This window comes from Burkholderia sp. APQ4-4ca (genome assembly GCF_057837105.1).
Genome location: NZ_JBYQCG010000076.1, coordinates 243044 through 266268 on the forward strand (window position 1 = coordinate 243044; position 23225 = coordinate 266268).

12 protein-coding genes and 2 pseudogenes are annotated in these 23225 nt (G+C 66.9%); 11 read left to right on the plus strand and 3 right to left on the minus strand.

The features are described from left to right. The first annotated feature begins 34 nt into the window (after positions 1–34). From AC3IFE_RS09375 to AC3IFE_RS09405, 7 genes and pseudogenes are all read left to right on the plus strand, one after another. Complete coding sequence (locus AC3IFE_RS09375; RefSeq protein ID WP_489190340.1) at positions 35–2209, plus strand: TonB-dependent siderophore receptor; 2175 nt, start codon at positions 35–37, stop codon at positions 2207–2209. 356 nt (positions 2210–2565) lie between these two features. After that, a pseudogene (locus tag AC3IFE_RS09380) lies at positions 2566–2909 on the plus strand (IS3 family transposase); the annotation flags it as partial. 611 nt (positions 2910–3520) lie between these two features. Then, complete coding sequence (hflK, locus tag AC3IFE_RS09385; RefSeq protein ID WP_489190341.1) at positions 3521–5038, plus strand: protease modulator HflK; 1518 nt, start codon at positions 3521–3523, stop codon at positions 5036–5038. Positions 5039–5116: 78 nt separating this feature from the next. Then, positions 5117–6169, plus strand: coding sequence for a protease modulator HflC (hflC, locus tag AC3IFE_RS09390; protein WP_489190342.1), 1053 nt, complete (start codon positions 5117–5119; stop codon positions 6167–6169). Beyond that, positions 6166–7209: an SPFH domain-containing protein gene (locus tag AC3IFE_RS09395; RefSeq protein WP_489190343.1), complete on the plus strand. Its 1044-nt coding sequence runs from the start codon at positions 6166–6168 to the stop codon at positions 7207–7209. The genes hflC and AC3IFE_RS09395 overlap by 4 nt, the downstream gene beginning before the upstream one ends. Continuing rightward, entirely contained in the window at positions 7206–9179 is a 1974-nt protein-coding gene (locus AC3IFE_RS09400; protein WP_489190345.1) for a heavy metal translocating P-type ATPase, read from the plus strand. Before AC3IFE_RS09395 ends, AC3IFE_RS09400 begins: the two co-directional genes overlap by 4 nt. 10 nt (positions 9180–9189) lie before the next feature. Next, on the plus strand, positions 9190–9777 hold the full coding sequence (locus AC3IFE_RS09405; protein ID WP_489190346.1) for an IMPACT family protein: 588 nt from the start codon (positions 9190–9192) through the stop codon (positions 9775–9777). 146 nt (positions 9778–9923) lie between these two features. Here AC3IFE_RS09405 and ppk2 read toward each other — a convergent pair whose 3' ends face one another. Next, positions 9924–10874, minus strand: a complete 951-nt coding sequence (gene ppk2 / locus AC3IFE_RS09410) for a polyphosphate kinase 2 (RefSeq protein ID WP_050010849.1) — start codon at positions 10872–10874, stop codon at positions 9924–9926. Between the two features lie 270 nt (positions 10875–11144). Between ppk2 and AC3IFE_RS09415 the strand changes: the two are divergent. After that, a pseudogene (locus AC3IFE_RS09415) lies at positions 11145–11331 on the plus strand (alpha/beta fold hydrolase); the annotation flags it as partial. Between the two features lie 89 nt (positions 11332–11420). Here AC3IFE_RS09415 and ggt read toward each other — a convergent pair. Then, a complete protein-coding gene (ggt, locus tag AC3IFE_RS09420; protein ID WP_489190347.1) occupies positions 11421–13142 on the minus strand; it encodes a gamma-glutamyltransferase in 1722 nt (573 codons plus the stop codon). Positions 13143–13540: 398 nt separating this feature from the next. On the opposite strand from ggt, the gene AC3IFE_RS09425 reads away from it, so the two are divergent. The 3 genes from AC3IFE_RS09425 to AC3IFE_RS09435 all read left to right on the plus strand — a co-directional run bounded on the left by AC3IFE_RS09425 (position 13541) and on the right by AC3IFE_RS09435 (position 20274). Further along, the gene (locus AC3IFE_RS09425; RefSeq protein WP_489190348.1) at positions 13541–14065 is read left to right on the plus strand and encodes a metal-dependent hydrolase; all 525 of its coding nucleotides are present in this window, start codon (positions 13541–13543) and stop codon (positions 14063–14065) included. A 288-nt stretch (positions 14066–14353) separates the two neighbouring features. After that, the gene (locus AC3IFE_RS09430; RefSeq protein ID WP_489190349.1) at positions 14354–18862 is read left to right on the plus strand and encodes an Lhr family helicase; all 4509 of its coding nucleotides are present in this window, start codon (positions 14354–14356) and stop codon (positions 18860–18862) included. A gap of 140 nt (positions 18863–19002) precedes the next feature. After that, positions 19003–20274, plus strand: coding sequence for an APC family permease (locus tag AC3IFE_RS09435; protein ID WP_489190350.1), 1272 nt, complete (start codon positions 19003–19005; stop codon positions 20272–20274). A 214-nt stretch (positions 20275–20488) separates the two neighbouring features. On the opposite strand, the gene AC3IFE_RS09440 is transcribed toward AC3IFE_RS09435, so the two are convergent. Next, positions 20489–23212: a hypothetical protein gene (locus tag AC3IFE_RS09440; protein WP_489190351.1), complete on the minus strand. Its 2724-nt coding sequence runs from the start codon at positions 23210–23212 to the stop codon at positions 20489–20491. Positions 23213–23225: the final 13 nt, after the last annotated feature.

A 23225-nucleotide genomic window follows, 5' to 3' on the forward strand; every position in this document is an offset into this window, starting at 1 on the left:
AGTTCGACGTTTTTCAACCTCGGGATGATCAACCATGACAACGAGAATAGACCACCCGCGCGCGCGGCCCACGACGACGGGACGCTGCAGCCGCGCCCCGCTCGCCTTTTCGGCGCTGTGCCTCGCCTCCTCGTGGGCGAACGCGCAAGGCACGCCCGCGCCGGTCGGCGACGTGCTGCCCGTCTTGACGGTGGTGGGCGCAAGGGACGCCGATGCGACCACCGAAGGCAGCGGCAACTACGCTGCAAAGTGGGCCACCATCGGCGGAAAAGTCGCGCAATCGATCAAGGAGACGCCGAACTCGGTCTCCGTGCTCACGCGCGAGCGGATGGACGACCAGAACGTCACGACCATCCAGCAGGCGTTGCGCACCGTGACCGGCGTCAGTTCGATCGACTACGGCGACGGCACGGCGTACTTCCGCGCGCGCGGCTCGCAGCTCGGCATTGAATTCGACGGGGTTCCGACGCTCAGCGGCCTGCAGTACCAGTTGCAATTCGATCTGGCGATGTACGACCGCGTCGAAATCCTGCGCGGCCCGGCAGGCTCGATCGATGGCATGGGCGAGCCGGGCGGCGTCGTCAATCTCGTGCGCAAGCGCCCTCAGGATCAGTTCCACCTCGGCACGGAAACGCAGGTCGATTCGTTCGGCAGCGTGCGCCAGATGATCGACGTCACCGGGCCGCTGAACAAGGACGGCACGCTGCGCGGACGCGCCGTTCTCGTGGGCGGCACCGGCATGCAATCCATCGAACGCACGCGCAGCAAGGAGGTGATGGCCTATGGTGCGCTCGATTGGGATCTCACGCCGCGCACGACGCTGTCGCTCTCGGGCGGCTATCAGGTCTCGCCGATCTCCGGCATCGATTACGGTGCGGGCGCCGTGCTGAACAGTACGCGTACCGCGCTCACCGGGCGCGTGCCGAGCGAATATACGCGGAACTTCAGTCCGAGCTGGAACTATGCGTACACCTCGTTGCAAGAGGTCAACGCCAACCTCGTGCATCGGTTCGAAAGCGCGTGGCAATCCTCGACCACGCTGTTCTACCGCCACGAACTCTCCAAGGCCTACTACGCGTACTCCGGCCCCGGCGCGACCGCAAACGGCCTCGCGCGCTTCGGAGACCAGCGGCAGCGCACGAGCTATGACTGGTTCGGCACGGACACCAACGTCTCGGGCCCGATCCGCCTCTGGGGGCAAACGCATACGCTGACCATCGGCGCGAACTACGCCGTGATGACGTCGGGCGCGCAATCGGGTTTCCGCGCGTTGAGCGGCCCGTACGGTGGCGCCTACAGTCTCTACGATCCCGATGCGGTGCCGGCCGTGGACGTACCGTACACGTTCGGCACCCGTCACCGCACCGTGCAATACGGCGTCTATGCGCAGGCGCGTATCAAGCTCGCCACGCCGCTGACGCTCGTGCTCGGCGGCCGCGAGGCGTTCCTGCAAGACCGCACGCAGTCGACGTTGCCGAGCGTCGCGGACTGGACGACCAACGCACAGGTCGATCATCGCTTCCTGCCGTCCGCCGGCTTGCTGTGGGACATCGTGCCGTCGCTGACGGCCTATGCCAACTATGCGCGTTTCCTCGATGCGCAAACGCAAGGCACGTACTCGGGGCCGGGCCTGCCGCCCCGCTCGGGAGAGCAGTACGAAGTGGGCATAAAGAGCAGCCTGCTCGATGGCCGCCTGAATGCGAACGCCGCGCTGTTCCGCATCAACGACGCCAACCGCGCCGTGGCCGACCCTGCCCATCAGTTCTATTACGTATCCGCAGGCAAGGCGCGCAATCAGGGTATCGAGCTCGAACTCACCGGCCAGCCGACGCCGGACTGGAATCTCTATGCGGGCTACACGTATCTGAACGCACACTACGAGAACGACTCGCCCGATCTCACCGACGGCACGGATCCGAAGCATCTGTTCAAGCTGTGGACCCGGTATACGCTGTCGCAAGGCCCGTTGCGCGGATTCTCGTTCGGGGGCGGCATGCTCGCGCAAACGCGTATTTCGCGCGGCGTCGAACAGGGTGCCTATGCGGTTTTCGACGCACAAGCGGGATATCGTTTCAACAAGCACGTGACGGCGTCGTTGCAATTGAATAACGTGTTCAATCGCAGGTACTACATTCGCCCGCCCAGCACCTATTACAGCGTATTCGGCGACGCACGCAACGTGATGTTGACGGTGCGGTCGGATTTCTAGGTGCCCGCCGCGCGACGAATACGCCGCGCGACGGTCGGCCCCATCGTCCGGCGGCCCTCGCCCGGGGCATAGCATGGCGGAACCGGGCTCACGGCGATTCGTGAAGCCGTCGCGAGCAGCGATGCGGTCCGAACAACCGTGCCGCGCGTCTCGGCGGCAGGAGCGCCCGGCCACGCAATGTCGACGGGGGCGATGCGTCAATTTCCGGTAACTCGCCGTCCGGCACGTTCGTCAACGCGGATGCCTCCTGCGCCGTTCGTCGAAAGACGACGGCGAATTCCGATGGATCGCGCCGGGTCCGCCGGATGAACCGCACCGAGTTTTGTGGAGGCTCCCACTCTTGAGAGAATGGAGCCATGAACAAGAAGGCAAGCAAGTTTTCCCCGGAAGTCCGAAAGCGCGCAGTGCGCCTGGTACGCGAGCAGCGTAGCGAGCACCCGTCGATGTGGCGGCAGTCGAATCGATTGCGCCGATGATCGGCTGCACGCCGCAGACGCTATTGGATTGGGTCAAGCGCGACGGGGTCGAGCCGATCTGCAAGGTCTTGCGGATTGCCCCGTCGGGCTACCGACGCCATGCAGCACGACTTCGCGATCCGTCGAAACGCTGCGCCCGCGCGAAACGCGATGAGCTTTTGCAACCGGAGATTAAGCGTGTGTGGCAGGCCAACATGCGGGTCTACGGCGTGCCGAGGGTCTGGAATGCCGCTGACGTGTCAGCATTAACTTAAACAAACCAGCCTCCACGATTCCCCGTGCGGTTCAGTTGCCTGCGACAAACTAATGGCCAGTGTTGTTCATTATCCAAATCACGTTGATCTCCTTGAGTTTCGTCATCTACCGCGCTACATTGCCGCTCGCAGAATCCACGCGGGTACCTGCGCACCCTGTAACGCGTACGTAAGGGACCACGATGGGTCAACACGAGGAAGACAACCACGAAATTCCCCGTAGTCTGGCAGATCGCGACGCGCTCACGCTGGTCGCAGGGGCCAGCGCGTTGCTGGTCGCAGCGCTTGGAGCGCTGGGCACCGTAGATCTCCTGCCAGCGGACCTGCGGTGGTGCACGTCGCTCGCCAGCACATGGTGCAACGTGCTCGTCGTGGCGATCGGCGTACGGTTAGGCGACTGCGAACGCCGCCATCCGCCCAAGAGAGCAATCGCCACGCTACTGGCGGGCTGGTTGCGCGATGCTGTTCGCCGCAAGGCGGCCTCAGAGTCGGAGCCTGCACCTGAGGCGCATGGCGACAATTCGTGGCAGAAAATCATCGCCGCGATCGACTGGCGGCCATGGGTAGTCACGACGGCTTCCATGATCTCCATCGCACTTGCGGCTCTCGCATGGCAGCCGCAGTCACCCATCGTCCTGGTTCGTGCAATAGCTGCGCCCGAACTCACGCTCGCAGCTGGCGCCGCATGCCTGGTGCTCGCATTTCTTACACTCGTCACCGAACGCCATCACGCAGCGGCCGCGAGCCGCTCGGCCGTGTCCGCATCGCTCACGCGGATGCTGCGCGTGGCGCTCGCCACCGCGCTCGCGGGCGTGCTGGCCGCGGCGTGGTTCGCGGTCCGGCATCGCACGGCCGACTGGCTCGTGCAGGCGACCGCGCTGCTCAATGCCGCCGTGGCGGCCGAGCTCGCCGTTCGCGGCGTGCTGTCGTGGTTTGCGGTGCCGCGCGGCGCCGTCGTGCCGACCAGCGCGATTGCCGGGCTGCTGAGCCGGCGCCCGGCGCCGTTCGCGTCGCTCGGCGCCGAGCTGCGGCATCGCTACGGCATCGACCTGAGGCAAAGCTGGGGCTGGCGCAGCTTCGTGCGGCTGCTGCCCGTTGCGCTCGGCGCGACCGTCGCCGCGGCGTGGCTGCTCACGGCCGTCGTCGTGCTGAACCCCGAACAGCGCGCCGTCTATGAACGTTTCGGCGCGCCGGTCGCCGTCTGGCAGCCGGGCCTGCACGTCGGGCTGCCCTGGCCGTTTGGGCGTGCGCGCATCGTCGACAACGGCGCCGTGCACCAGGTCGCGATCGCGGGCAGCGCGAACGGAGGCGGCGCCGACCCGCGTGCCGTGCCCGCCGACGGTCCGACGCCCGACGGCCTCAATCGCCTATGGGATGCGCCGCATCCCAGGGAAACCACCCAGGTGATCGCCGGCGCGAACGGCGACCGCCAGAACTTCCAGATTGTCAACGCCGACGTGCGGGTCGACTACCGTCTCGGTCCGACCGACGCCGACGTCCGCGCGGCGCTCTATCGCACGATCGATCCGGAAAGCACGGTACGCGTGAGCGCCAATCGCGAGCTGGTGCACTACCTCGCGTCGCATACGCTCGAATCGCTGCTCGAAACCAATCAGGCTGCGATGGCCGAGCAGTTGAAGCGCGCGATCCAGCAGCAGCTCGACTGGCTGCAGAGCGGCGTCGACGTGATCGCGGTCGTGATCGAGAGCGTGCATCCGCCGACCGGCGCGGCGGCCGCCTTTCACGACGTGCAGGCCGCGCAGATCCGCGCGCAGGGCAGCGTCGCGCAGGCGCGCGGCTTCGCGGCCGGTCTGCTCGGCAACGCACGGCAGCAGGCGCTCGCCAGGGTTGCGCAGGCCGAAGCGCAGGCGGGCGACACGCTGTCGTCGGCGCGCGTGCAGCAGGTCGATTTCGACGCCGATCTGGTCGCGTACCGGCTCGGCGGCCCCGCGTTCCCGTTCGAGTATTACCTCGACCGGCTGCAACGCGGGCTGCGCAACGCACGCATGACGATCATCGACGACCGGCTGGCCGACGGCACGCGGTCAACCGTCGATCTGCGCAACACTCCCGCCGGCGATCTGGCCGGCATCCATTGACATGACGCGGCGCGTTCCGCGCGGGCGGCGCAATCCGGCGGCAATGGGCGCCGCCGCGCCGAGCGCAGGCGACGCCGCATGCGGGGCGACATCGTGAGTCTGTTTCATTCACACACGCATGACCATGCGCACCACGGCCATGGCCACGACCACCACGCGCATCACGGCGCACCGCAGCCGCCCGGCGCATTGCGCGTGCGCGCCGCCGTCGCGCTGCTGTGCGTGCTCGTTGCGCTCGCGGTCGCGAGCTTCGTGCAGGTGCGGGCCGGCGAGGCGTCGGTGATCACTCGTTTCGGGCGCCCCGTGCGCGTGCTGCTCGAACCGGGGCTCGCGTGGCGCCTGCCCGCGCCGATCGATGCGGTGACGCCGGTCGACCTGCGCCTGCACACGACGTCGAGCGGCCTGCAGGACGTCGGCACGCGCGACGGGCTGCGCATCATCGTCGAAGCCTACGTCGCGTGGCGTGTGCCGGCCGATGCGCGCGACATCGGGCGTTTCATGCGCGCGGTCGGCAACGAGCCGGACGAAGCGGCGCGGCAGATCCGCTCGCTCGTCGGTTCCGCGCTGCAGACGACGTCCGCCGGCTACGATCTCGCGTCGCTCGTGAACACCGATCCGGCCCAGGTGAAGATCGGCGAATTCGAGGACGCGCTGCGCCGGCAGATCGACGCGCAGCTCTATGCGGCCTATGGCGTGCGCGTGGCCCAGGTCGGGCTCGAACGGCTCACGCTGCCGGCCGTCACGCTCGCCGCGACCGTCGACCGGATGAGCGCGGAACGCGAAACCGTGGCCGCGCAGCGTACCGCGGACGGCAATCGCGAAGCCGCGCAGATCCGCTCGGACGCCGAGCGCGACGCGCGCATCGCGCTGGCCGACGCGAACGTCAAGGCGGCCGGCATCGAGGCGCAATCGCGCAAGGATGCAGCCGACATCTACGGCAAGAGCTATGCGGGCAATCCGCATCTGTACACGATGCTGCGCTCGCTCGACACGCTGAACACGGTGGTCGGTACCAATACGAACCTGATCCTGCGCACCGATGCCGCGCCGTTCCGCGTGCTCGTGCAGGGCCCGACCGACCCGGCGGCGCAGGCCGCACCGGCGCCGAAGGCGCGCAAGGCGGCCCGATGAGCGCCCAGCCCGCCGCGCCGCTCGGGCCCGGCGCCCAAGCCGTGCGCCTGTCGTTCTGGTTCGTCGCCGCGGTCGCGGTATTGGCCGCGTGCGCGTGGGCCGGTTCGAACATCCGGCGGATTCCGGCAGACAGCCGCGCGGTCGTGATGCGCTTCGGCGCGCTCGTGCGGACGCAGGATGCCGGGCTCGTGATCGCCTGGCCGCAGCCGTTCGAATCGGTCCTGCTCGTGCCGGGCGCTGCTCGCGTGCTCGAACAGCGGATCCGCTCGCTCGATCGCGATCCGCGGGCGCTCGCGACGTCCGCGCAGGGCGTCGCGCGGCTGCCCGACGCGCTGGCCGGTTCCGGCTACGTGCTGACGGGCGATGGCGGTGCCGTCGCGTTGAGCGCGGTGCTTTATTACCGGGTCAGCGATCCGTATGCGTACGTGCTGCAGCAGGACCGTCTCGACGCCGCGCTCGAGCGGATCGTGTCCGCGTCGGCCGTCGAGGTCGCGGCGGCCCGCGATCTCGACGCGATCCTGGTCGCGCGCCCCGAGCAGCTGGCCGCGGACCGACAGATGGCGGCCCGCCGCGAGCGCTTGCGCGGCGATCTCGCCGACGCGATCGAGCGGCACCTGCGCGCGCTCGATGCGGCGCACGCGGGGCTCGGCGTCGAAGTTGCCCGCGTCGACGTGCAGCCCGCGCTTCCGGGCGCCGCGGCCGATGCGTTCAACGCGGTGCTGACGTCGCTGCAGCTCGCCGAGCGGACCATCGCCGAAGCGCGCACCGCCGCCGAACAGCGGCGGCAGGACGCGCAGCAGGATGCCGACCGGATCGTCCAGGACGCGCAGGCGCGGGCGTCCGAACGCGTCGCGACCGCGCAGACCGACACGCTGGAAATCCGGCAGCTCGACGCGACGCTGCGCGAGAACGGCGATCCGGGGCTGCTGGAGCGGCTCTACCGCGATCGCGTGCAGCGCGTGCTGTCGAAGGCCGGACGCGTGACGACGATCGATCCGCACGACACCTCCAACCTGATCCTGCCCGGGAGCGCCCGATGAATACGCTCGCCGAACCGGCCGTCACGCCGGATCCCGCGCCCGCCGCGACGGCTTATGCACTGTCCGGCGACGAACGCCGCACGATCACGCGGCAGATCGCGCTGGCGCTGCTCGCGGGCGGGCTGCTCGTGCTGTCGTTCGCGTGGCGCACGCTGGCGTCCGGTAGCGATACGCTCGCACAGCTGCTGGCCGCGCTGGCGTCGCTGATCGTCGCGGGGCCGGTGTTCGCGAGCGCGTGGCACAGCCTGCGCTCGCCGAGCCTGCACGGCGTGACCGACCGCCTGATCGCGCTCGCGATGCTGGCCGCCTGGGCGATCGGCGACATGACGACGGCCGCGTTGCTGCCGATCGTGATGACGTTCGGCCATGCGCTCGAGGAGCGCAGCGTGCTCGGCTCGCAGGAAGCGATTCGAGCGCTCGGCCGGCTGACGGCCGGCCGCGTACGCCGCATCGGCGCCGACGGCGGCGTCACCGAGGTCGCCTACGACGCGTTGCGTGCGGGCGACCGCATCGAGGTGGTCGCCGGCGCGCGCATTCCGGTCGACGGCATCGTGACGGCGGGCACGTCGAGCGTCGACAATGGTCCGATCACCGGCGAATCCGTGCCGCTCGATATCGAAGCAGGCAGCACCGTCTATGGCGGCGCGCTGAATCTCGACGGCGTGCTGCGCATCGAGGTCACGCACATCGGCGAGGAGTCGACGCTCGGCAAGATCATCGCGCTGATGCAGCATGCGGAACAGGCGAAGCCGCCCGTCACGCAAGTGCTCGAGCGGCACATGGGCGCTTATCTCGCGCTGGTGCTGCTGATCGCCGCGATCGTCTGGTTCACGTCCGCGAATGCGTCGGCGATGCTCGCGGTCATCGTGGCCGCGTGTCCCTGCGCGCTGGTGCTCGCCGCGCCGTCCACGGCCATCGCGGGGATCGCCGTCGGCGCACGGCACGGCATCCTGTTTCGAAACGCTGCGTTCCTCGACAAGATCGCCGAGGTCGACTCGCTCGTGATCGACAAGACGGGCACGCTCACGCGCGGGGAATTGCAGGTCCGGCAGGTGTGGCTGCAACCGGGCATCGACGGACCGTACGCGCGTGAGCTGGCCGCGCGGCTCGGCGAGGGCAGCGCGCATCCGGCGAGCCGCGCGCTCGTTCGCGATGCCGTCGCGTCCGGTCTCGCCAGCACCACCGTTGCCCCGTTCGATCGCACGCGGGAACTGCGCGGGCTCGGCGTCGTCGCCGACACGCCTGAAGGCACGGCGGTACTCGGCCGGCCAGTGTTGCTCGCCGACCATACCGACGCATTGCCGCCGCCCCCGGACGGTTTCGACGGGCCGCTCGTCGGCCTCGCGCTCGACGGGCGGCTGCTCGCGTGGTTCGGTTTCGCCGACACGCTGCGGCCCGAAGCGCACGAGGCGCTGGCCGAACTGCGTACGCTTGGCCTTGCACGGCAGACGCTGCTCACCGGCGACCGTGAACCGGTGGCGCGCAAGGTCGCGGCCGAGACCGGCATCGAAACCGTGGTCGCGCAGGCACTACCGCACGACAAGCTCGATTACGTGATGCGCGAGATGGACGCCGGTCGGCATCCGCTCGTCGTCGGCGACGGACTGAACGACGTGCTGGCGATCAAGGCCGGCTCGACCAGCATCGCGATGGGCGAACGCGGCGTCGACATCGCGATCGCGTCGGCCGACGTCGTGCTGCTCGGCGACGACCTGATGCGGATTCCGACCTGCATCCGCCTCGGCCGGCACTGCCGGCGCACCGCGACAACCAATGCGGCGATCGGGCTCGCGTGGACGCTCGCGGTGATCGTGCTGGCCGCGACCGGCGTGCTCGGCGCGGTGTGGGCCGCGATCCTGCACAACGTCGGCACGTTCATCGTGATCGCCAATGCGGGCCGGCTGCTGCGGATCGATGACAACGTCATGCCGGAATTCTCCACTTTCAAACGGGACAGTTTTGTGGGCTAGGATCAGGACCATGACATACACGCTCGCGACCACGCACATCCGGGAACTCGAGATCCGCAAGAGCCGTTTCATCGCGTACGCGGTTCCGGTCGAGGACCGCGATGCCGCGATGCAGGTCCTGCAACGCCTGCGCGACGAGCACCCGGCGGCCACCCACGTGTGCTGGGCGCTGCTGGCGGGCGGCCAGTCGGGCATGTCGGACGACGGCGAGCCGTCGGGCACGGCGGGCCGGCCGATCCTCGAAGTGCTGCGCCATCACGATCTCGACGGGGTGCTCGGCGCGGTCGTGCGTTACTACGGCGGCGTGAAGCTCGGCGCGGGCGGGCTGGTGCGTGCGTACACGGATGCGATCGCGTCGGCGCTGCTCGATGCCGAGCGCGTCGAGCGCATTCGGTACACGCGGCTCGCGATCGAGATCGGCTACCCGGAAGAGGCGCGCGTGCGTCGCTGGATCGAACAGGCCGGTTACGCGCTGGTGGACAGCGCATACGGAATGACGGTGAAGCTCGTGATCAAGCTGCCGGAAACGGCCGAAGCCGCGGCAAGAGCCGAACTGTTCGATCTGACGCAGGGGCGCTCGGGGTTTCCTGATCTCTGAGCCGTTGCGACGACAGCCCGCGCGGCGCGCGCGTACGCTGTACTCGTACTGCATGCATTCGAACCGCCCCGCTCCGCCAGACCTAAAAAAAACGCGCCGCATACCGCGGCGCGCTTCGTCACATGGCGATCGACCGGGCGAACCGCTCAATAAACGTCCGGCACGATCATGTTGTCCGGCACCGGCCGGCGAATGTAATCCTCGTGATGCTCGCGCTGCGGCAGATCGATCGTCGGGCGCGGCACCTCGTGATACGGCACCTGGCCGAGCAGATGGTGAATGCAGTTCAGCCGCGCGCGCTTCTTGTCGACGGCCTGCACGACCCACCACGGCGCCTCGGGAATATGCGTGCGCTGCAGCATCTCTTCCTTCGCGGCCGTGTAAGCCTCCCAGCGGCGGCGGCTTTCGAGGTCCATCGGGCTCAGCTTCCACTGCTTCAGCGGATCCGCGATCCGGCTCTGGAAGCGCAGCTCCTGCTCGTGGTCGGTGATCGAGAACCAGTACTTGACGATCTGGATCCCGCTGCGCACGAGCATCTTCTCGAACTCGGGCACCGACCGGAAAAATTCCTCGTACTCGTCGTCGGTACAGAAATTCATCACGCGCTCGACGCCCGCGCGGTTGTACCAGCTGCGGTCGAACAGCACGATCTCGCCGCCAGCCGGCAGATGCGCGACATAGCGCTGGAAGTACCATTGCGTGCGCTCGCGGTTGTTCGGCGCCGGCAGCGCGGCCACCCGGCACACGCGCGGGTTCAGGCGCTGCGTGATGCGCTTGATCGCGCCGCCCTTGCCGGCCGCGTCGCGCCCCTCGAAAATGACGACGAGCCGATGCCCGGTGTTCACGACCCAGTCCTGCAGCTTCACGAGCTCGCCCTGCAGCCGGAACAGCTCGCGGAAATATTCCTTGCGCGCCTCGCGACGCTCGGGCGAGAACAGCAGGTCCTCGCCGTCGTCGAAGCGGCGGTCGTCGAGCTCCATCTCGAGTTCCTCGTCGTAGGCGTCGACGAGATCCTCCTCGAAACGGCGCTGGCGCGCTTCCATCGGGTCCGTATCGGTGCGGTTGTCGGTCTCGGTGCGGGTATCGTTGTCGCCCATGGGGCCTCCTTCCATCATTGACGCAGCCAAACTCGTCCATTATCCCAGCGTCGCGCGTCAAATTCATGAAAACGGACGGCCACGCCCGTCCGGAGCGGGGCGCGAACGTCACGCCAGCCCGCCCGCGTGGCGCCCGCCGGTTCGCCGCGCATCAGTCGGGCGGCGGCAGCACGACCGTATCTTCCGACCCGAACGCGGCCGTCCTGCGAACGCAGCTCCAGCTTCCGGACCGGCAGCCCGGCCTTCCGGCCGACGAGCAATACGTGCGCCGCGCCCGCGATCTCGGCAGACGCCGACCGAACGCTCGGCGCCGAACACTTTCTGCCGCTCTTTGCCGCGCTGTTCCCGCCCGCGCCGAGCGAGCGGCTGGCGGGCGGGCGTCGGGCACGGCTGCTTCGAGGATGCGCCCGAAGCCATTGCCGCGCGGATCGCGGGTTTCATCCGAGCGGCCGGCTGAAAAAATTCGGCAGCCGGATCGTAACTCCGGCTGCCGAACGGCGCGCGCGGCCGTTGTCGCCGACGCGCACGCATCGCTTCACGTCAACGTCAACGAATAATCCGCGTCACGCCCCGCCCGCGCGGATCGGCCATCGCTTCCGGCGTCTTGCCGTCGATCTTGATGACCTGGATGTCGCCGCTGAAATCCTGCCCCTTCAGCGTGTAACCGCGCGCCTCGATCTGCTTCGCGAGTTCGCCTTCGATCGGGTGGTACGGCTCCCAGAAGATCGTGTTCGGCGGCAGCAACTGGTGGTGGAAACGCATCGCGCCGACCGCTTCCTTCAACGGCATCCTGAAGTCGTAGATGTTGTTGATCACCTGGAAGATCGACGTGAAGATGCGCGAGCCGCCCGGCGTGCCGATCACCAGCGACACCTTGCCGTCCTTCGTCATGATCGTCGGCGACATCGACGACAGTGGGCGCTTCTTCGGTTCGATCGCGTTCGCGTCGCTGCCGACCACGCCGAACATGTTCGCGACGCCCGGCTTCGCGGAGAAGTCGTCCATCTCGTCGTTCAGCACGATGCCCGTGCCGTCGGCGATCACGCCCGAGCCGAAATAGCCGTTGATCGTGTACGTGTTCGACACCGCATTACCCCACTTGTCGACCACCGAGAAATGCGTCGTTTCGGCCTTCTCCGGCATCGTCGTGCCGAGGCCCGGCTGCACGCTCTTCGTGTCCGACGGCTCCTTCGGGTTGACCTCGGCCGCGCGCTTCGCGATGTACGCGTCGTCGGTCAGCTGCGCGATCGGCACCTTGTAGAAATCGGGATCGCCGAGATACTGCGCACGATCGGCGAACACGCGCTTCTCGATTTCCGCGACGAGGTGGATGTACTGCGGCGAGTTGAGCTTCACGCCGTCGAAGTTCTGCTTGAGGTCGGCCTTCATCTTCAGCAACTGCACGAGGCCAATGCCGCCGGAACTCGGAGGCGGCGCGGTGATCACGTCATAGCCGTTCCACTTCGCCTGTACCGGCTCGCGCCACACCGCGCGATACTGCGCGAGATCCTCGGTCGTGATCAGCCCGTTCCCATCGCCGGTCTTCATCGACGCGGCGATCAGCTCGGCCGTCTTGCCCTTGTAGAAGCCTTCCGCGCCGCCGTTCGCGATGCGCGTCAGCACGTCGGCGAGATCGGGCTGCTTGAAGTTCACGCCGGCCTTCAGCCCGGAGAAGTACTTGTCGAAGTTGGTCTTGCCGCCGAATTCCTTCGATGCGTCGACGCCGCGCTGCGCGAGCTGTTCGTCGACGACGAAGCCGTCGCGCGCATAGTGGATCGCCGGCGCGAGCACCTGCTTCCATTTCAGCTTGCCGAAGCGCTTCTGCGCTTCCCACATGCCCGCGACCGTGCCCGGCACGCCGACCGCGCGCGGGCCGTACAGGCTCATGCCCTTGACGACGTTGCCGTCCTTGTCGAGGTACATGTCCTTCGTCGCGGCGAGCGGCGCGCGCTCGCGGTAATCGATGAAGTACGGCTTGCCGTCCTTGTAGATCGTCATGAAGCCGCCACCGCCGATGTTGCCGGCTTCCGGATACGTGACGGCCAGCGTGAACGCGATCGCGACGGCTGCGTCGATCGCGTTGCCGCCTTCCTTGAAGATCCGCTCCGCGGCATCCGCGCTGTATTTGTCGGCGACCGCCACCGCCGAGCTCGTCAGGACCGCGGGCTGCGGCCCCTTCGCGTACGCGGGCGCGTTCGGCAGGAAACCGATGCCGGCCACCGTCGCCAGCACGGCGGCGGATGATTTGAAGCGATTCAGCGTAGTCATTGCATGTCCCCCATGTGGATCTCCTTCAGGCACGACAAGCACCTGATCCGTGGATGGCCGCTGGCGCGCCGGCAGCCATATGCCGGCTTCGTAGTATAGGGGCACAAAAAGGGTCGAACACGCGACGCGCGACGAAAGCGTGCCGCGTGTACTCGGCCGCTCACGTTGCGGCGCCGCGACGCGCACGTGGAGCGCCCGACACCGCCTGCCGTGCGCCCCGTCGCGCAATGCACAAAACCGAAAGTTGCGAACCGCGCGGCATGCCATGCACTGCGCACCAAAAAATCTACAAACGACCCGCGCGCGGCACAGGCCGATCTGCGAAGATAGCGCCCCGCTTGCGCGCCGCATCATCGTTTCGTGCACGCGCCGCTTCACGTTTCTTCGTCTCGCTCCCTATGGCATCACACAATGCGCATCACGCGTCCGGCTTCGCGGCCGGCGTCACCGCCGCCGTCCTCGTCGCGCAAACCGGCGCAACCGGCCCGTGGCACTCGGGCATGCTCGCCGCGTTCGCGGCGGGCGTCGCGGGCGGCACCGCGCCCGACTGGCTCGAAGTCGCCTGGTGGAGCCGCAAGCGCCGCCTGTGGATCACGCATCGCACCCTCACGCACTGGGGTATCGGCTGGGTCGCGCTGCTTGCGCTCGGCTGGCACGGGCTCATCCATCATCCGCATCCGCCGTGGGCCGCACCGCTGTTCGGCTTCGCCTGCGGCGGCGTGATGCACCTGCTCGCCGACTGGCCCAATCCGCTCGGCGTACCGTGGATCTGGCGGCGCCACTCGCTCAACCTGTGGAACAGCGGGCATTGCGACCTGATCGTGGTGGCCGCCGCCTGGGGCGGCACGCTGTGGCTCGCGCAGTCGCTGTGGTCGCGTACGCCGCTGCTCGAACACTGGCTCGGCTGGCTGCAGCGCGTCTAGGAACGGTTCGCGCTCATACGCTCATAACGCACGATCCCTCGTTTGGGAAAATTCAGTCGTGGGGCTGGCCCCCGGTTGCAATTCGACACAATTCGGCACGCGCTCGCGCGTACCGGCAGGCACGCAACTTTCCGTCCATTGAAAGCACGGTGCAGGCCCCCCATCTGAATCGCAATCGTCGGCACGCATGCCCGGCACGCGCGCGCGACGTCTGGCACACTGACGATTCGATTCGCGTTCGATGCGTCCGCACGTCGCACCTCGCTCGCACCCTATTTCAACGCTCCGATGGACGTCACAGCTACCCGCCCTGCCACCCGTGCGCTCGACGTGTTCCACCCGGCCGTCGCCGCGTGGTTCCGCCGCACGTTCGCCGCGCCGACCGGCGCGCAGGCGCTCGCGTGGCCGCACATCAAGGCAGGCCGCTCGACGCTCGTCGCCGCGCCGACGGGCTCCGGCAAGACGCTCACCGCGTTCCTGTGCGCGCTCGACGATCTCGTGCGCGATGCGCTCGCGCACGACGGCACGCTGCCCGACGCGACGCTGGTCGTCTACGTGTCGCCGCTGAAGGCGCTGTCGAACGACATCCACGTGAACCTCGACGCGCCGCTCGCCGGCATCGCGGAATCGCTCGCGCAACTCGGTCTGCCGGTGCCCGCGATCCGCACCGCGGTGCGCACCGGCGACACGACGCAGGCCGAGCGCGCCGTGCTGCGCAAGCGCGCACCGCACATCCTCGTCACCACACCCGAATCGCTGTACGTGCTGCTGTCGTCCACGTCGGGGCGGCAGATGCTGTCGAACGTGCGCTCGGTCATCGTCGACGAAATCCATGCGCTTGCGTCGTCCAAGCGCGGCAGCCATCTCGCGCTATCGCTCGAACGTCTCGACGCGCTGGTCGGCCACGCGCTGCCGCGCATCGGGCTGTCGGCCACGCAAAAGCCGATCGACGCGGTCGCGCGCTTCCTCGTCGGCGGGCCGGCCGACGCGCCGCGCGACTGCGCGATCGTCGACACGGGCCACACGCGCGAGCGCGATCTCGCGCTCGAACTGCCGAACGTGCCGCTCGAACCGGTGATGGCGACAGACGTGTGGGAACAGGTGTACGACCGCATTGCCGGGCTCGCGGCCGCGCATCGCACGACGCTGGTGTTCGTCAACACGCGCCGCACCGCCGAGCGCGTGGCGCGCCATCTTGCCGACCGGCTCGGCAAGGATGCAATCGCCGCGCATCACGGCAGTCTCGCGAAGGAGCACCGCTTCGACGCCGAGCAGCGCCTGAAGCGCGGGGAACTGAAGTTGCTCGTCGCAACCGCGTCGCTCGAACTCGGCATCGACATCGGCGACGTCGATCTCGTCTGCCAGGTGGGTTCGCCGCGCGGCATCGCGCCGTTCCTGCAACGCGTCGGCCGCTCGGGGCACCATGTCGGCGGCGTGCCGAAGGGGCGGCTCTTTCCGCTGTCGCGCGACGAACTGGTCGAATGCGCGGCGCTGCTCGACTGCGTGCAGCGCGGCGAACTCGACGCGCTGCGGATTCCCGAAGCGCCGCTCGACGTGCTCGCGCAGCAGATCGTCGCCGAAGTCGCGTGCACGGAATGGCGGGAAGACGCGCTGTATGCGAGCTTCACGCGCGCCGCGCCGTACGCGCGGCTGACGCGTGAACGCTTCGACGAAGTGATGAAGATGCTCGCCGAAGGGTTCACGAGTCGCCGCGGCGTGCGCGGCGCGTACCTGCACCGCGACGTGGTCGGCGGCACCGTGCGCGGGCGCCGCAACGCGATGATGACCGCAACGACGTCCGGCGGCACGATCCCCGACATGGCCGACTACGCGGTGCTGCTCGAACCGCAGGGCATCCAGGTCGGCACCGTCAACGAGGATTTCGCGATCGAAAGCCTGGCGGGCGACGTGTTTCAGCTGGGCAACCAGTCGTACCGGATCATTCGCGTGGAAACGGGCCGCGTGCGCGTGGAGGACGCGCAGGGACAATCGCCGAGCATTCCGTTCTGGCTCGGCGAGGGGCTCGGGCGCAGCGACGAGCTGTCGGCGGCGGTCGGCCGGCTGCGCGCGCGGCTCGACGCGCTGTTCGCGGACAGCGACCGGCATCCGCGGGCCGATGCGGCGAAGCACGCGAACGTCACCGAGGCCGGCAAGACGACCACCCGCGGCAAACCCCGAAAAGCGGCCACCGAGACTGACGCGCTGCCCGCCTCGCCCGACGACGCGCCCGGCGGCACCGCGCTCGCCGCCACCGAAAGCCGTCTTGCGCCGGCGCTGCGCTGGCTCGTCGAGGATCTCCATCTGTCGCCGGACGCGGCCCGCCAGATCGCCGACTACCTCGCGCGCACCCGCGCGGCGCTCGGCGCCTTGCCGACGCAGGACACGCTCGTGATGGAGCGCTTCTTCGACGAATCGGGCGGCATGCAGCTCGTGATTCATTCGCCGTTCGGCAGCCGGATCAACCGCGCATGGGGGCTCGCGCTACGCAAGCGCTTCTGTCGCAACTTCAACTTCGAACTGCAGGCCGCGGCGACCGATGACGCGATCATCCTGTCGCTGTCGCTCGCGCACAGCTTCGCGCTCGACGAAGTGTGGCGCTACCTGCGTTCGGCCAACGCCGAGCACGTACTGATCCAGGCGCTGCTCGACGCGCCGATGTTCGGCGTGCGCTGGCGCTGGAACGCGACCACCGCGCTCGCGCTGCCGCGCTTCACCGGCGGCCGGCGCACGGCGCCGCAATTGCAGCGGATGAAGAGCGACGATCTGCTCGCGACCGTGTTCCCCGATCAGGTCGCGTGCCTCGAGAACGTCGTCGGCGAACGCGAGATTCCGCATCACCCGCTCGTCGATCAGACGCTCGACGACTGCCTGCACGATGCGATGGACACCGACGGCTGGCTCGCGCTGCTGCGCCGAATCGAGAGCGGCGCGATCGAACTCATCGCGCGCGACTTGCCCGCGCCGTCGCCGCTGGCGGCCGAGATCCTGAACGCGAAGCCCTATGCGTTCCTCGACGATGCGCCGCTCGAAGAGCGTCGCACGCAGGCCGTGCAGTCGCGCCGCTGGAGCGATCCCGAATCGGCCGACGATCTCGGCGCGCTCGACGCCGACGCGATCGACGCGGTGCGCGACGAAGCGTGGCCGCTCGTGCGCGACGCCGACGAAATGCACGACGCGCTGCTCACGCTCGCATGCGTCGCCGACAGCGAGGCGCACGCGCACGCAGGCTGGCCCGAGCGGCTCGCGGAACTCGCGGAACGCCGCCGCGCGACGAAGCTCGCGACGCCGGGCGGCGCCGCGCTGTGGGTGCCGGTCGAGCGGCTCGTCTGCGTGCGCGCGCTGCACCCGGACGCCCGCGCGACACCGGCGCTCAAGGTGCCGGCCGCGTGCGCGCAGCCGTGGGAAGCCGATGCGGCGCTCGTCGACGTGATCCGCGCGCGCCTCACCGGCTTCGGGCCGCTGACGCTCGATGCGATCGCCGCGCCGCTCGGCCTGCCGCCCGCGTCGGTGGCGACGGCGCTCGCGGCGCTGGAGCGCGAAGGCTACGTGATGCGCGGCCGCTTCACGCCGGGCGCGACGACCGACGAATGGTGCGAACGTCACCTGCTCGCACGCATTCATCGCTATACGGTGAAGCGGCTGCGTCGCGAGATCGAGCCGGTCGAGCGCGCCGATTTCATGCGCTTCCTGTTCCACTGGCAGCACCTGACGCCCGACACGCGCGGCACCGGCCGCGACGCGCTGGCAGCCGTGGTCGAACAGCTCGAAGGCTACGAGGCCGCGGCAAGCGCGTGGGAAGACGCACTGCTGCCCGCGCGACTCACCGACTACACGGCGGGCGGCCTCGACGAGCTGTGCCGCTCGGGCAAGCTGGTGTGGACCCGCATCGGCGCGCCGGCGCGCGCGGCCGGTACGCCCGTGAAGACCACACCGATCGTGCTGCTGCCGCGCCGCCATCTTTCCGCGTGGCAGGCGCTGCGCGACCCCGATGCACAGCCTGCGCTATCCGCACGCGCGACGCAAGTGCGCGACACGCTCGCCGCGCACGGCGCGATGTTCTTCGATGCGCTGCTCGACGATCTGCACATGCTGCCCGTCGAACTCGAACAGGCGCTCGGCGAACTCGTGTCGGCCGGCCTCGTGAACGCGGACAGCTATGCGGGCCTGCGCGCGCTGCTGAAGCCGGCCGTCAAGCGCAGCGCGACGTATGCGCCCCGCACGCGCCGCGGCGGCGCGCTGATCGGCGGGATGGACGACGCCGGCCGCTGGGCGCTCGTGCAGCGTCATTCGCAGCCCGACGACGACGCGCACGCATCGAAACGCCGCCTCGCCACGACCGATCCGGACGCGCTCGAACACATCGTGTGGACGCTGCTGCGCCGTTACGGCGTCGTGTTCTGGCGGCTGCTCGAACGCGAAGCCGACTGGCTGCCGAGCTGGCGCGAACTCGTGCGCGTGCTGCAGCGCCTCGAGGCACGCGGCGAGATTCGCGGCGGTCGCTTCGTCGCCGGGCTTGCCGGCGAGCAGTTCGCGCTGCCCGAGGCCATCCCGATCCTGCGCGAACTGCGACGGCAACCGGGCGACGGGCAATACGTGTGCGTGACGGGCGCCGACCCGCTGAATCTCGCCGGCACGCTGCTGCCCGGCGACAAGGTGCCGGCGCTGGCCGGCAATCGCGTGCTGTTCCGCGACGGCGTGCCCGTCGCATCGCTGGTATCGGGTACGTTCCACTACGCGCCCGACCTGTCGCCCGCCGCGCGCGAGGACGCGCGCCTGCGGCTCGCGCGCGCCTGCTGACATCGGCTGACACGCACGCGATACCCGACTACTAATCGCCGGGCCGCGCGAGCGCCATCGTTCGGGTAGCATCGAACGATCGACCGCGCGGGCTTGCGCGCGTCGCCCACACAAAACAAGACTTCCGGAGACTGCCGCTCATGCCTTCGCATGCCGATTCGCCCGTTGTCCATCACGCGGGTTCGCTGACCATTTTTCAGGGTGCCGCGCTCTATATCGGCGCGGTGCTCGGCACCGGCGTGATCGCGCTGCCCGCGCTCGCCGCCGAAGTCGCCGGGCCGGCCTCGCTGCTCGCGTGGGCCGCGCTCGTCGTGCTGTCCGGGCCGCTCGCAGCCACCTTCGCCGCACTCGGCGCCCGCTATCCCGATGCGGGCGGCGTGTCGACCTACGCGCGGCGCGCATTCGGCCCGAAGGCCGCGGCCGTCGTCGGCTGGTGTTTCTATTTCGCGGTACCGGCCGGCGCGCCGGCCGCCGCGATGTTCGGCGGCGCATACGTCGCGGCCGTCACGGGCGGCGGACACACGACGATCATCGTCACGGCCGCCGCGCTGATCGCGACCGTGTCGGCCGCGAACGCATTCGGTGTCACCGTGTCGGGCCGCATGCAGCTCGTGTTGTCGGCGCTGCTCGTCGCGTTGCTGCTCGCAGCAGTGCTTGCGTCGGCGCCGCACGCGCGCACCGCGAACCTGTATCCGTTCGCCCCGCACGGCTGGCTCGCGATCGGACAGGCCGCCGCGCTGCTCGTGTGGAGTTTCGCCGGTTGGGAAGCGATCACGCACCTCGCGGCCGAATTCCGCCGGCCCGCGCATGACATGCCGCGCTCGGCCGGCATCGCGGTCGTGGTCGTCGGGTTCCTGTATCTGTCGGTTGCCGCCGCGAGCGTGACGGTGCTCGGGCGTTCCGCGGGCGCATCCGGCGCGCCGCTCGCCGAACTGATCGCGGGCGGCATCGGCGGCCATGCGCAGGCGCTGGCGGCCGCCGCCGCGCTGCTGCTCACGCTCGGCACGATGAACGCGTATTTCGCGGGCGCGGCCAAGCTCGGCGCGGCGCTTGGACGCGACGGCGCGTTGCCCGCATGGCTCGCACAGGGCAGCCAGGTGGGCGGCGTGCCGCGCCGCAGCCTCGGCGTGATCGCCGTGCTCGCGGCCATCGCGCTGGCCGCGACGGCGCTGTCGGATGTCGGGCCGAAGCCGCTCGTGCTCGTGACGTCCGGATGTTTCGTGATGGTGTACGGGCTCGGCGCGGCGGCCGCGCTGAAACTGCTGCCGCGTGGCGGCATCGCGTATCGCTGCGCGTGGATTTCGCTGATTGCGGTGGCCGGGCTGTTCATGACGACCGGCTGGTACTTCCTGTTCCCGCTGCTGCTTGCGGGCGGTGCGCTGCTTTATCTGCGGATGGCCGGGCAATCGTAGAGCAAAATGCAGTCGCCATCGCTTGAAAACGCGAAAGTATCACCTCGCCGGCCGACGTTGACTGCAACACCAAAGTTTCCCACCGGTTCTCACGCTTTTACGAGGCACATTAATGTTGTCGCTGGCTTCGACTCGGCGAAGTTCCACGTTACCTAGTCGAGCAATACCGCAGGTATGTCCTCGACGAGACATACCTGCGTGCACATTGAATCAATCAGATCTGGAAACCCCAACTCCATTGAACAGAGGGGAAGTCGCTACTACTGGGAATATAGATGGCGTTGTTCTGGATCAAGTGCCCGTCGCCGGTATATTTCGAACTGCCGGTCAAGTATCCCGACGAATCATAGCTTTTTGCGTTGTACGTTCCATCGCTGTTGTATGTGAACTTTGAGAACCCGGTAAGCTTTCCAGTTGATGTGCTAAATCGGTCAGCTTCGATCTGACGCCCCAGACCATCGAATATGTCACGCTCGAACAGTTTTCCATAGGAATACTGATAATAATCGTAAATAATATGATTTACGCCGAAAAGTGCGACCATTTCATCCGCACCGTCAAACATGTGAGCGATGAAACTATTGTCAGTGGAAAAATCGTACCGATGCGTCGCTCGTCCGTTAGAGTAAAAAATATCCTGTGTCTTGAACCCGTTCGCATTAAAGGTCGCATATTCTTTCATCTTGCCATTGGTGCCGAACAGTGCTGCGAACTGTGAGCCATCGCTATTAAAGACATGAGAAGCGTAGCTGCCGTCGAGATTGAAGTCGAGCTGCTTGGTTGCCTTTCCGTCCGCACCAAAGAAAATATCCTGCGTCTGGACACCGGCTGCATTGAACTTCGCATACTCGCTCACTTGACCATTGATGCCGAAAAACGTCGCTGTTTGTGAACCATCGGCAGCAAAGTCGTACTTCGTGTAGCTCTTGTCGACGTTGAAGTTGTACTGCTGCGTGGCCTTGCCGTTCGCGCCGTAGAAGATGTCCAGCGTCTTGAAGCCGTTGGCGTTGAACTTCGCGTATTCGGTCATCTGACCGGTCGTGCCGTACAGCGAGGCGGTCTGTGAACCGTCGGCAGCGAAGTCGTATTTCGTGTAGCTCTTGTCGAGGTTGAAGTTGTATTGCTGCGTGGCCTTGCCATCCGCGCCGTAGAAGATATCCAGCGTCTTGAAACCATTGGCGTTGAATTTCGCGTACTCGGTCATCTGGCCGGTCGTGCCGTACAGCGAGGCGCTCTGCGAACCGTCGGCAGCGAAATCGTATTTCGTGTAGCTCTTGTCGAGGTTGAAGTTGTACTGCTGCGTGGCCTTGCCATCCGCGCCGTAGAAGATATCCAGCGTCTTGAAACCATTGGCGTTGAATTTCGCGTACTCGGTCATCTGGCCGGTCGTGCCGTACAGCGAGGCGGTCTGTGAACCGTCGGCAGCGAAGTCATATTTCGTGTAGCTCTTGTCGAGGTTGAAGTTGTATTGCTGCGTGGCCTTGCCATCCGCGCCGTAGAAGATATCCAGCGTCTTGAAACCGTTGGCGTTGAACTTCGCGTACTCGGTCATCTGACCAGTCGTGCCGTAGAGCGAGGCAGTCTGCGAACCGTCGGCAGCGAAGTCGTATTTCGTGTAGCTCTTGTCGAGGTTGAAGTTGTACTGCTGTGTGGCCTTGCCGTTCGCGCCGTAGAAAATGTCCAGCGTCTTGAAACCATTGGCGTTGAACTTCGCGTACTCGGTCATCTGGCCAGTCGTGCCGTAGAGCGAGGCAGTCTGCGAACCATCGGCGGCGAAGTCGTATTTCGTGTAGCTCTTGTCGAGGTTGAAGTTGTACTGTTGTGTGGCTTTGCCATCCGCGCCATAGAAGATATCCAGCGTCTTGAAGCCAGCGGTATTGAATTTCGCGTATTCGACGATCTTGCCGTTCACACCATACAACGTTGCGGTCTGCGAGCCATCGGCGCTGAAGTCGTACTTCGTGTAGCTGTTGTCCAGCCGGAAGTCGTACCGCTGGGTGGCTTTCCCGTCAGCCCCATAAAATATGTCCTGGAGCTTGAACCCCGTATAGTCGAATTTTGCTTGTTCCTGGATTTGGCCGTTGGGACCGAACAGGGACGTCGTCACGGCACCTTTCAACGAAAGGTCGCCATTCACCATCACCCATCCGCCGTTCAGCAGCGGAATGCCCTTTGTATCAATCGTGAATACTGCCTGGCCATCAACTGTGAAGCTGGTGTACTTGATCATATCGCCCTGGATTTTCTGCCAGTCGACGAGATTCGGATCCATGCCGGAATGCTGGAGAATCCACCAGTCCGCGTAATATTGGGTGTAGGTCAGATATTTGGCAATGGACGGCGGGAGCGTGCCGTAGTATTTACCTGCGGCGTCGACAAACGCCGTACCGGGATTTGCGAGCGCCTGAGCGGCAGCGGATCCCCACGTTACATTTTTGACGTCGATACCGGCCGACTCCGCCAGTTTATTCAGTTGCAGCGTCAGACGACTGTCGGATAAGTCCGAATGCATGTGACCGGTCGCGCCACCAGTTAGGCCCAACTGGATTGCAACGATGTATTCGGAAAGCAGCGCCACCCCTTCGTTCGTCAAGCCATTGGCAACGGCCTGATCGGGATTCAGCGCAAGCGAACCGCCCATCCCGCCTGGCAGCAGCGCGTGCCCAAGTTCGTGAGCCAGTGTGGTGGCAAAAATATTTGCCGGTTCACTCCATGTGGGATCGAAGGCAATTACCTTATCTTTCGGATTGGTGTAAACCCCTTTACCTTTTTCTCCGAGCGCGAATTTCCATTCCTCCAATTTACCAAAAGCATTCAATGCTCCGGCGAGGAACGAAGACTTTTCAGCCGCAGCGATGACTGAATTATATGAGGACGAGTTCAATCCAAAAAAGTCGGCCAGCTTCTTAAGAGCATCTTGCTCAAGAGTAGTTTTCATTTTTATTGACCAG